Annotated in this window: 7 protein-coding genes; 2 read left to right on the forward strand and 5 right to left on the reverse strand. The window is 64.9% G+C overall.

The genetic code is table 11. From position 1 onward, the window contains the following. Positions 1 to 270: 270 nt before the first annotated feature. From mgrA to K675_RS0102785, 3 genes are all read right to left on the reverse strand, one after another. Positions 271 to 1308 carry an L-glyceraldehyde 3-phosphate reductase gene (mgrA, locus tag K675_RS0102775; protein WP_017901983.1) on the reverse strand — a complete coding sequence of 346 codons (1038 nt, stop codon included), beginning with the start codon at positions 1306 to 1308 and terminating at the stop codon, positions 271 to 273. A gap of 448 nt (positions 1309 to 1756) precedes the next feature. Beyond that, positions 1757 to 3094 carry an LLM class flavin-dependent oxidoreductase gene (locus tag K675_RS0102780; RefSeq protein ID WP_017901984.1) on the reverse strand — a complete coding sequence of 446 codons (1338 nt, stop codon included), beginning with the start codon at positions 3092 to 3094 and terminating at the stop codon, positions 1757 to 1759. A 44-nt stretch (positions 3095 to 3138) separates the two neighbouring features. After that, positions 3139 to 5388 carry a TonB-dependent receptor gene (locus K675_RS0102785; RefSeq protein ID WP_017901985.1) on the reverse strand — a complete coding sequence of 750 codons (2250 nt, stop codon included), beginning with the start codon at positions 5386 to 5388 and terminating at the stop codon, positions 3139 to 3141. 209 nt (positions 5389 to 5597) lie between these two features. Between K675_RS0102785 and K675_RS0102790 the strand changes: the two genes are divergently transcribed. Further along, positions 5598 to 6641 (forward strand): LacI family DNA-binding transcriptional regulator, encoded by a 1044-nt coding sequence (locus K675_RS0102790; protein WP_026144865.1) that lies wholly within the window; start codon positions 5598 to 5600, stop codon positions 6639 to 6641. Between the two features lie 9 nt (positions 6642 to 6650). Here the strand turns inward: K675_RS0102790 and K675_RS0102795 are convergent, their stop codons facing one another. After that, on the reverse strand, positions 6651 to 7541 hold the full coding sequence (locus K675_RS0102795; protein WP_017901987.1) for a LysR family transcriptional regulator: 891 nt from the start codon (positions 7539 to 7541) through the stop codon (positions 6651 to 6653). A gap of 124 nt (positions 7542 to 7665) precedes the next feature. Between K675_RS0102795 and K675_RS0102800 the strand changes: the two genes are divergently transcribed. Next, positions 7666 to 8406 (forward strand): SDR family oxidoreductase, encoded by a 741-nt coding sequence (locus tag K675_RS0102800; protein WP_017901988.1) that lies wholly within the window; start codon positions 7666 to 7668, stop codon positions 8404 to 8406. A 181-nt stretch (positions 8407 to 8587) separates the two neighbouring features. Here the strand turns inward: K675_RS0102800 and betT are convergent, their stop codons facing one another. Further along, positions 8588 to 10549: a choline BCCT transporter BetT gene (gene betT, locus K675_RS0102805; protein WP_198291604.1), complete on the reverse strand. Its 1962-nt coding sequence runs from the start codon at positions 10547 to 10549 to the stop codon at positions 8588 to 8590. Positions 10550 to 10885 lie beyond the last annotated feature (336 nt).

Below are 10885 nucleotides of genomic sequence, written 5' to 3' on the forward strand. Positions count from 1 at the left end.
TGGGGCTTGTGAACGATAGCAATCTACCTGTCGCCAGCAAGCCGGCTCCCACAGAGATTGCGCCAGGCTAGCTGATTCGTGTGCGCCAACGTACGCCATGAGCTTCGCGGGCAAGCCGGCTCCCACAGAGGCCTGTGTCGAGCAGCTGTCTTGTGCGCGGCGCTATCCCTTGTGGGAGCCGGCTTGCTGGCGATAGCGCCGGCACTGGCGCCGCAAGGCTTGAAGGCCCATTCGCGGGCAGGCCACGCTCCTACAAGGGAGTGGTGCCGATTATTCGGCTGACGACGGCTTCTCCCACAGGTTGATCCCGCCTTCCTGGGCGAAACGGTCGATCTCCGCCAGTTCCTCCTGGCTGAATGCCAGGTTCTTCAGCGCCCCGACGTTCTCGACGATCTGCTCTGGCCGGCTCGCGCCGATCAGCGCCGAGGTCACCCGCGGGTCACGCAGGGTCCAGGCCAGGGCCAGCTGCGCCAGGCTCTGGCCACGCCCCTTGGCGATCTCGTTGAGCGCCCGTACGTGGGCGATGTTCGCTTGCGACAGGTGCGATTCACGCAACGAGCCGCCACCCGGGCGGTTGATCCGCGCATCCTGTGGGATGCCGTTGAGGTACTTGTCGGTCAGCAGGCCCTGGGCCAGCGGGGTGAAGGCGATCACCCCGGTACCGAGTTCCTCCACGGTGTCCAGCAGGTCCTTTTCCACCCAGCGATTGAGCAGGTTGTAGGCTGGCTGGTGGATCAGCAGCGGCACTTTCCATTCTTTCAACAGCGCCGCGATCTCGCGGGTTTTCACCCCGGAATACGACGAGATACCAATGTACAGCGCCTTGCCCTGCTGTACGGCGGTAGCCAGGGCGCTGGCGGTTTCCTCCAACGGTGTATCCGGGTCGAAGCGGTGCGAGTAGAAGATGTCCACATAGTCCAGGCCCATGCGCTGCAGGCTCTGGTCGAGGCTGGCGAGCACATATTTGCGCGAGCCGCCGCCCTGGCCGTAGGGGCCCGGCCACATGTCCCAGCCGGCCTTGCTGGAGATGATCAGTTCGTCGCGGTACTGCCTGAAGTCCTCGCGCAGCAACCGACCGAAATTGATCTCGGCGCTGCCATAGGGCGGGCCGTAGTTGTTCGCCAGGTCGAAGTGGTTGATGCCCAGGTCGAAGGCGGTACGCAGCAGGGCGCGCTGGGTGTCGATCGGCGTGCTGTCGCCGAAGTTGTGCCACAGGCCCAGGGACAGCGCGGGCAGCACCAGGCCGCTGCGGCCGACGCGGCGGTAGGGGATGGAGTCGTAGCGGTTTTCGGCAGCTTGATAAGTCATCGAATCCTCTCTTGTGGCGCGGGAAATTTCACAGGGTAACGCTCACTTCATGGTGGTCCGGGTCAATCAGCATAGTTCTGGGACAGGCCATGGCCGCTCCGGGTTCGATCCGCGACTGAAACGTTTCATGTTCCGCGGATTTCGTACCGGCTTGCCGTCGCTTGCGCACATTTTCCGGCAGGCATGTTTCTGACGGTTTCGGAAATTAGCGCTTGACTTTGAATTCGTCCTCGAAAGCCATTTTTGATTCAGTACAAATTAGTACATACCTGGTCATTTTTTACCCCTTGGTAAAACAGCTTTTATGCCCAGCAATTTCTAGGGAAATCAAAAATTTACTACAAGTACACATGGTACGTATTACGGAAAAGTATGATTAGGTGGTTTGATCAGATCAAAAAATGATCAATTTTGGGTTCAAAAGGGTTGTTCTGGCTCACGGCCAGCTCTATAAGGGTTGCGAGAAGCGGTTTTTCGGTCGCTCAAGGCCCAGATGCTCGCGTAACGTGCTGCCCTGGTACTCGGTTCGGTACAGTCCGCGGCGCTGCAGCTCCGGGACGACACCGGCAGCGAAGTCCGCCAGCCCGCCCGGCAGGTGCGGTACCAGTACGTTGAAGCCGTCTGCCGCGCCCTGTTCGAACCAGGTCTGCAGTTCGTCGGCGATCTGCGTCGGTGTACCGACCAGGCTGTAGTGCCCGCGCCCACCGGCAATGCGCCTGCCCAGTTGCGCCAGGGTCAGGTTTTCCGCGCCGGCCAGCTCGGTCAGCAGCCGCTGTCGGCTCTGCTGGCCGCTGTCGGTCAGTGGCAGCTCGGGTAGCGGGCCGTCCAGTGGATAGCCCGACAGGTCGAAGTTGCCGAGCATGCGTCCGAGCAGGGCGACGCCGACCTCGGGTTCGACCAGTGCCTGGAACGTTTCATGTTTCTCCCGCGCCTCGCTCTCGCTCTGGCCGACCACGACAAACGTCCCCGGCATGATTTTCAGCGCGTCGGCCGAGCGCCCGAAGCGCGTCAGGCGGCCCTTGAGGTCGGCGTAGAACGCTTGTGCCTTGACCAGGGAGGATTGCGCGGTGAACACCACTTCGGCGGTCTGCGCGGCCAGCTCCAGGCCGGTCTGCGACGAGCCGGCCTGGACGATCACCGGCCGGCCCTGGGGCGAGCGGGCGACGTTCAGCGGGCCGCGGACCTTGAAGTGCTCGCCCTGGTGATTGAGCACGTGCAGCTTGGCCGGGTCGTAGTACTGGCCGCTGGCCTTGTCGCGGGTGAAGGCGTCGTCTTCCCAGCTGTCCCACAGGCCGGTGACCACCTGGTGGAACTCGCGTGCCCGCGCATAGCGTTCGGCGTGGCTGATGTGCTCGGTGCGGCCGAAGTTCAGGGCCTCGGTGGCGGCGTCCGAGGTCACCAGGTTCCAGCCGGCGCGGCCGCCGGAGAGGTGGTCCAGCGAGGCGAATTTGCGCGCCACGTGGTACGGCTCGTTGTAGCTGGTGGTGGCGGTGGCGATCAGGCCGATGCGTTCGGTCACCGCGCTCAAGGCCGAGAGCAGGGTCAGCGGCTCGAAGTGGTCCGAGCGGGCCATGCGACTGGCGATGTCACCCTCGGCGGCAGCGACGCTGTCGGCCACGAACAGCGCGTCGAACTTCGCCGCCTCGGCGATGCGCGCCAGCTGCTTGTAGTGGCCGAAATCCAGGCCGGCGTTGGCCGGCACTTCGGGGTGACGCCACGCAGCGACGTGGTGCCCGGTGGCCATCAGGAAGGCACCAAGTTTCATCTGGCGCGGGGTTTGGGTCATGACAGGTTCCTTGGCGATTGATTGAGTGTTGTGCACGCAACGGCTCAAAAATCCTTGCGCACCTGGATGCCGAAATAGCGCTCGTCATCCCGTGGCACGGCCCGGTAGATGTAGCTGCCGCCACTGGCCAGCAACGGCGAGTAGGACTTGTCGGCGAGGTTCTTGCCCAGCAGTGCCACGCGCCAGCCCTGGTTGTAGTCGGCCAGGGCGATGCTGGCGTTCCAGATGCCGTAGGCGCCCTGCCTGGTGTCGACGTTCTGGCTGATGTCGTACTGCACTTCGCTCTGCCAACTGAAGTCGGTGCCCAGTTCCAGATCCAGGCCGTTGTTCAGCGGCAGGCTGTAGTCGGCGCGCACGTAGCTCTTCCAGTCCGGGCTGAACGGCAGCGGCTTGCCGTTGACGTTGCAACTGGCCGCCGCGCCCGGCGGGCAGGCGAATTCGTCGATTCGCGCGCGGGTGTAGGCCAGGGCGCCGGAGAGCTTGAGGTGGTTGGTGGCCTGCAGCGCGTAGTCGGCTTCGACGCCTTCGGTGCTGACGCTGCCGGCGTTGATCAGGCGCGTCACCACTTGCCCGGCGACGGTGTCGAAGAAGTTCGCCTGGTAGTTGTCGTAGTCGCTGTGGAACACCGCCAGGTTGGTGGTCAGGCGATTGTTCCAGCTGGTGGCCTTGATCCCGGCTTCCCAGGTGTTGGAGGTCTCCGGCTTCAGTGCGTCGGTGTCCCGTGGCTGCATGTTGAAGAACACGTTGTAGGCCGGGCCCTTGTAGCCGCGCGAGTAGGTCAGGTAGCTGGTGACGCTGTCGCTGAGGTCGTACTGCACGCCCAGGCGCCCGGACCAGCCGTCCTCGTCCACCGAGCCCTTGCTGCTGGTGGCCGGCTGGATGCCGCTGACGGTGGTGGCGGAGGTGGAGACTCGACGGTGATCGTAGGACAGGTCGTCGTGGGTGTAGCGCAGGCCGGCGATACCGCGAAAGCGCGGGGTGAAGTTCAGCGTGCTCTCGCCGAACACCGCGTAGCTGTCGTTGGTGGTGCTGTAGTCGGCGACGCCGCGATTGACGCTGGTCGTGGTGGTCAGGGTGCGCTGGTAGGTCTCTTCGTCCTTGCCGTGCAGGTAGAACAGGCCACCGACGTACTCCAGGAACTGGCCCTTGGGCGAGGCCAGGCGGATTTCCTGGGAGTACTGGTTGAAGTCCAGCGCGCCACGGTCGGCGGTGCCGGGGAAGGCTGCGGTGACGGTGCCGAGGCGGTCGCCATCCTGGTACTGGTGGTTGCTCCAGCCACGCCAGGCGGTGATCGAGGTCAGGGTGTAGTCACCGAGGTTCCAGTCCAGCTGGCCGGACACGCCCTTGTTGATGTCGTCGACGTAGCTGCGCGTGTCGGCGTTGATGTCGCGGTTGTCGGAGGACGGTCGCACCGGGTTCAGCGCATTGGTGAAGGCCGGGCTCAGGGATTTGCTGACCACGCCGTTGGGCGCGTCGTCATGGGACTGCATGTAGTCGGCGGCGAGGGTGAACGTCACGTCTTCGTTTGGGGTGAACTCCAGCTTGCCGCGCACGCCCTTGTGGTTGTAGCCGTTGACTTCCTGGCCGTTGGCCTTGTTGTCGACGTTGCCGTCGTAGCTGCCGAACAGAGTGGTCAGCGAGCCCTTGAGGGTATCGGGAATCAGGCTGCCACCGATGCCGAAACGGGTGCGGCTTTCGTTGCCGCTGAAGTACGACTGGTCGATGTAGCCATGGGTTTCGGCGGTGGGGGCCTTGGTGACGATGTTCAGCACGCCGGCCGAGGCGTTCTTGCCGAACAGCGTGCCCTGCGGGCCGCGCAGCACTTCGATGCGGTCGAGGTCGAGCAGGTCGAGGGTGGCCTGGCCGGGGCGGCTGTAGACCACGCCGTCGATCACCGTCGCGACGGTCGGCTCGACCCCCGGCGAGGTGGAGATGGTGCCCACGCCACGGACGAACAGCGAGGTGTCCTTGTTCGAGGCGCCGGTGCGGAAGTTCAGTGTCGGCACCTGCTGGACGATGCTGGCAACGCCGTTGCGGCTGTCACGCTCCAGTTGTTCGCCATCGACCACCGAGACCGCCACCGGGACCTTCTGCAGCGATTCTTCGCGACGGGTGGCCGTGACCGTGACCGCTTTCAGCGTCGGCTCCTGGTCGGTGCCGGTCTCGGCGGCGAAGACGGCCGGCGACGGCAGGGCAGCCAGCCCGGCCAGCAGCCAGGCCAGGTGTGGACGCCGTGGCGTGGCGGCACGGATCGCCCGCGCCAGTGTGTGTTGCTCCCCGAATGTGTTGTGCATGTGGTGCCCGCTCGAAAAATGACCCTGAACCGCCGTCGCTCTGCGTCGACAGCGCCTGATTTGTCTTGGGGCATTCGCTCGAGCGAGTAGCAGGCAGACAAAGCGTTTTGTTAGCGCTAACATCGCCAGTATCGGGAAGGTCGACATAGACCGTCAAATACTGAAAAATTACTTTTATATTCCTTTTGGTTTTCAAGAAGGGCTGCATCTTGACTGCTGACAAAGCGCCAGGCCGCAAGCGCCGGGGGGCCGGACGGGTCACCCTGAGCACGGTTGCCAAAGAGGCCGGGGTCTCGGCGATCACCGTGTCGCGCTACTTCAACAACCCCGAGCAGGTTTCGCCCGAGCGCCGCGAGCGGATCGCGGCGGTGGTGGAGGCGTTGGGCTATGTGCCGAACCTGGTGGCCGGTGGGCTGGCGTCCGCCCGTGGGCGGATTGTCGCGATGGTGATCCCGAACATCTCCGGGCCGATTTTCGCCAACACCATCCAGGGCTTCAGCGACACCCTCAATCGCCATGGCTACCAGTTGCTGCTGGCGTCGAGCTATTTCTCGGCCGAGCAGGAGGAGAGCGCGGTGCGGGCGTTTCTCGGCTGGTCGCCGGCGGCGCTGGTGCTGACCAGTCGTTTTCACAGCGCGGGCACCGAGAAGATGATCGCCGAGGCGGATATCCCGGTGGTCGAGACCTGGGACTACCAGCCGCAGCGCGGGCCGTTGCAGATCGGTTTTTCCCATCATGAAGTCGGGGTCAGCGCCGCCCGTTACCTGCACGGCAAGGGTTATCGGCGGATCGCCTTTGTGCAGAACAGCGCCGCGGGAGACTTCAGTGCACTGGAGCGGCGTGACGGTTATGCGGCGACGGTTCGCGAGCTGGGGCTGGAACCCTGGGTGTTCGTCCCGCAGGCCGGCCTGGCGCCGTTCGAGGCGGGCAAGCAGGCGATGCAGACGCTGATGAGCGGCGCCACCCGGCCCGACGCGATCATCTTCGCCAATGACAACCTGGCGGCCGGTGGCCTGCTGGCCGGGCAGCGTGCCGGGCTGAGGATTCCCGAGGACTGTGCGGTGCTGGGCTTCGGCGATTACCCGTTCGCCGAAATGCTCCTGCCGAGCCTGAGTACCATCAAGCCGCCGGCGCTGGAGATCGGCGTGCTGGCCGCGACACGGGTGCTGGAGAGCCTGGGTGTGTTGCCGGTGGACGACGTGCAGCGCTTGAACCTGCTGACCTGCCAACTGATCGAACGTGAGAGTGCCTGATCCTGGAGGTCAGGTGGCGTGGGCGAACAGCTCGCTGATCCAGTCGACGAACACCCGCACCCGTGGCGACATGTGCCGGTTCTGCGGGTAGAGCACCGACACCGGCATCGGCGGCGGCGGATGGTCCGGCAGGACTTCGCGCAGCAGGCCTTGGTCGATCTGCTCCGCCACCCGGTAGTGCGGCACCTGGATCAGCCCGAGCCCGGCCACTGCTGACGCCGCGTAGATCTCGGCACCGAACACCGAGACCCGGCCGGCCAGCGGGACCTCCCGTGGCTCGCCGTTTTCGATGAACTCGAACGGGAACAGCTTGCCGGTCGCCCGGGACACATAGTTCACCCCCTGGTGCCGGCCGAGGTCATCGAGGCTGCGCGGCTCGCCGTGCTTGCGCAGGTAGGCCGGGCTGGCGCAGGTCACCTGGCGCAGGTTGGCCACGCGCCTGCCGATCAGCGACGAGTCGCCGAGGTTGCCCGAGCGCAGCACGCAGTCGACGCCTTCGGCGATCAGGTCGATGAAGTGGCTGGCCTCGCTGATGGACACCTCGATGTCCGGGTAGCGTTCGAGGAAGGCCGGCAGCGCCGGAATCACGAAATAGCGTGCCAGGGTGCCCTGCAGGTCCACCCGCAGGCGGCCCTTGGGCGCCACCGTGCGGAAGGCCAGCTCGGCCTCTTCCAGCTCCGCCAGCAGCTGCACGCAGCGCGGGTAGTAGGCCTCGCCGTCGAGGGTCGGGCGTACGCGACGGGTGCTGCGCTCCAGCAGCCGGGTACCGAGCCAGGCCTCGAACTGGTTGAGGGTGTGGGTCAGGGTGGCGCGGGGCAGGTTCAGGTCTTCGGCGGCCAGGGTGAAGCTGCTGCGTTCGTAGACCCGCACGAAAACCTTCATCGCCCTGACCTGGTCCATGGCTGCTCCGCTGCGCTTGATTGTTGGTGATTCTTGAACAGTAAGGACAACTATCGCGCATTTATCGCCCTGGATAAACCTGTGAAAGTGGCCTCACCCCCACGAACATTCCAGGAGATTCGACATGACCCAGCAATCCCGAAAAGTTGCCATCGTCACCGGTGCCTCGCGTGGTATCGGCGCAGTCATCGCCCGCCAGTTGGCCGCGCAGGGCTTTGCGGTGGCGATCAACTATGCGAGCAGCGCCAACGAGGCTTCGGCGCTGGTGGTGGAACTGCGCCAGGCCGGCCACCAGGCCATAGCGATCAAGGCTGACGTGGCCAACGCCGCCGATGTCGCACGGATGTTCGACGAGACCGAGCTGCAACTGGGCAGGGTCGATGTACTGGTCAACAATGCCGGGATCCTCAAGGTGTTGCCGCTGGCCGAGCACAGTGACGAGTTGTACGAGCAGACCTTCGCCATCAACACCCGCGGTACCTTCAACACCCTGCGCGAGGCGGCCAGGCGGATGAACGACGACGGACGCATCGTCAACTTCTCCAGCAGCACCGTGGGGCTGAACCTGCCGGGCTATGCGGTGTACATCGCCAGCAAGGCGGCTGTGGAGTCCCTGACCCAGGTGTTCGCCAAGGAGCTGCGCGGCCGGCGGATCACCGTCAACGCGGTGGCGCCGGGGCCGGTGGCGACCGAACTGTTCCTGCAGGGCAAGAGCGAGGAACAGATCCAGACCTTCGCCCGCATGCCGCCACTGGAGCGCCTGGGCCAGCCGGAGGATATTGCCGAGGTGGTGTCGTTCCTGGTCGGCCCGGCGGCGGGCTGGGTCAACGGGCAGGTGCTGCGGGCCAATGGTGGGTTGGTCTGATTCCTGAGGCAGGCACAGATCTCTGGACTACCCGCAGGAAGGGCGGCGAACGCCGCAACCGTGGGAGCCGGATTTATCCGCGAAGCTTTTTAGTGGCTTCACCATTGTCTTCGCGGATAAGTCCGGCTCCCACAGGTTGGACAGCCCCCGCCGTTAGAGGGCGTACCGGGTCCTTATGTGATCAACGCACCAGGTGCAGGAACTGCATGTGCCGTTCGTACTGGTCGAGGATGTCGTTGATGATCTGCTCCTTGCTGTAGCCCATCAGGTCATAGTCCTGGCTGCCCTCGCTCAGGTGTACCTCGGCGCGGTAGTAGCGGCGGTTGCGCAGGTCTCGCGAGCCCAGTCCGCCGAGGGCGAAGGAGGGCGTGAAGTAGCCGCGCATCTGCACCTGGTAGACGAATGGGTGCAGGTCGCCATGACCGATCTCCAGGCTGACGCTGTCGTTGGCCGGGTCGGGCTGGGTGAGCACGTTCAGGCCTTTCTCGACGAATACGGCGGTGACCTCCTCGATCGCCGGGCGCACGGTCTGGTCGAGGAAGCGGTACACCTCGTCCCGTGACGGGAAGTGCACCGCCTGGCTCAGGCGCTGGCGCCAGCCACCGCGGCCGCGACGTGCCTGCGAGACCGGCGCCAGTGAGTGCAACTGGGCGATGCGCTTTTGCGACTCGAGGTAGAACGCCTTGTGCAGCCCCCACATCATCGACAGCAGGATCAGCGAGAACGGCAGCGAGGTCAGCACCACCGCCGACTTCAGCGCGTCGATGCTGCCGGAGAACAGCAGCGCGCTGGTGATCAGCGCGGTCATCGCGCCCCAGAACACCCGCAGCCATTTCGGCCCGTCCTCGTCGGCATTGCCGCCTCGGGCGGAGAGCGTCGACAGCACCACGGTGCCGGAGTCGGCCGAGGTGACGAAGAACACGAAGCTGATGAACACCGTGACCGCGATCACCGTGCGGCTCCATGGGTAGGTTTCCAGCAACAGGTACAGGGTGCGCGACGGGTCGTCGAGGGCCGACTGGCCGAGGGCGCTCATGCCGTGGTTGAGCACCTGCTCGATGGCGCTGTTGCCGAAGATCGACATCCACGCCAGGGTGAAACCCAGCGGGATCAGCAGCACGCCGAAGACGAACTCGCGAATGGTCCGGCCGCGGGAAATCCGCGCGATGAACAGGCCCACGAAGGGCGCCCAGGCAATCCACCAGGCCCAGTAGAACACGGTCCAGCCGCCGAGCCAGTCGCTGGGCTTGTCGTAGGCGTAGAGGTCGAAGCTCTTGGTCGGCAGCGCCCCGAGGTAGTCGCCGAGGTTCTGGATCAGGGTGTTGAGCAGGTGCTGCGTGGGGCCGGCGAACAGCACGAACAGCAGCAGCGCGCAGGCCAGCAGCATGTTGATGTCGGACATCACCCGCACGCCCTTGTCGACGCCGGCCACCGCGACGGCGATGGCCGCGCCCATCATCAGCACGATCAGCCCGACCTGGATCCACTGGGTGTGCGGCATGCCGAACAGGTAGTCCAGCCCCGAGTTGAGGTGCAGCACGCCGAAGCCCATGTCGGCGCCGAGGCCGAACACCGTGGCGATGATGCCGAAGCCGTCCACCGCGTAGCCGATGGGGCCGTTGATGCGCTTGCCGATCAGCGGGTAGAGCGCCGAGCGCAGGGCCAGCGGCAGATTGTGCCGGTAGGCGAAGTAGGCCAGGGCCATGCCGACGAAGGCGAACACGCCCCAGCCGTGCAGGCCCCAGTGCAGGAACAGGATCTGCATCGCCTGGCGTGCTGCCGCTGGTGTCCCGGCTTCACCCTGGGGTGGCTGGAGCATGTGGGTCAGCGGCTCGGAGACGCAGAAGAAGAACAGGGTGATGCTGATCCCGGCGGCGAATAGCATGCCGGCCCAGGACAGGTAGCTGAACTCGGGTTCGTCGTGGTCGGCACCGAGCTTGATCCGGCCGTAGCCGGACAAGGCGGTGACCACCACGAAGACCAGGTACAGGGTCATCGCCAGCAGGTAATACCAGCCGACCGTGTTGGCTGCCCAGTTCTGCGCGGCGAGCAGCCATTGGCCGGCGGCTTCGGGCTGGCTGATGACCACCAGGCCGAACAGCAGGATGAAGGTGGCGGCGAAGTAGAAAACGGGCGGGTTCATGCGGATCAGGCCGCTGGGTGCGGTCGTGGAGGTACTCATGTGGCGGGTACCTCGAAGGGGTGGAGCATGGCTGGATATTTCGGACTCAGCAAAGGCAAGCCTCCTGTTGTGAGCGGGCAGCGAGCTGCCGGTTTAACTTGAACGAGCATTCAATTTAAACACGGATAGGGGGATGGGCCTAATCGCAGGGCCGGGCGGTATGGTTCCGACAGCCTCTTTTAGCAGGAGTTGCAGGGTGAGCGTGTTGGTGCAGAGCCTTGCGCCAGCAGCACTGAAGTATCGGACACACCACAGCCCCCTGTGGCGAGCGGGCTTGTCGGGACGCCGCACCGCCGC

The organism is Pseudomonas fuscovaginae SE-1 (assembly GCF_000364705.1).
Classification (GTDB): domain Bacteria; phylum Pseudomonadota; class Gammaproteobacteria; order Pseudomonadales; family Pseudomonadaceae; genus Aquipseudomonas; species Aquipseudomonas fuscovaginae_A.

Excerpts from the sequence above, each read along its gene's own strand:
- betT (WP_198291604.1), bottom strand. The coding sequence starts at position 10,549 with ATGAACCCGCCCGTTTTCTACTTCGCCGCCACCTTCATCCTGCTGTTC.
- K675_RS0102795 (WP_017901987.1), bottom strand. The coding sequence starts at position 7,541 with ATGGACCAGGTCAGGGCGATGAAGGTTTTCGTGCGGGTCTACGAACGC.
- K675_RS0102785 (WP_017901985.1), bottom strand. The coding sequence starts at position 5,388 with ATGCACAACACATTCGGGGAGCAACACACACTGGCGCGGGCGATCCGT.
- mgrA (WP_017901983.1), bottom strand. The coding sequence starts at position 1,308 with ATGACTTATCAAGCTGCCGAAAACCGCTACGACTCCATCCCCTACCGC.
- K675_RS0102780 (WP_017901984.1), bottom strand. The coding sequence starts at position 3,094 with ATGACCCAAACCCCGCGCCAGATGAAACTTGGTGCCTTCCTGATGGCC.
- K675_RS0102800 (WP_017901988.1), top strand. The coding sequence starts at position 7,666 with ATGACCCAGCAATCCCGAAAAGTTGCCATCGTCACCGGTGCCTCGCGT.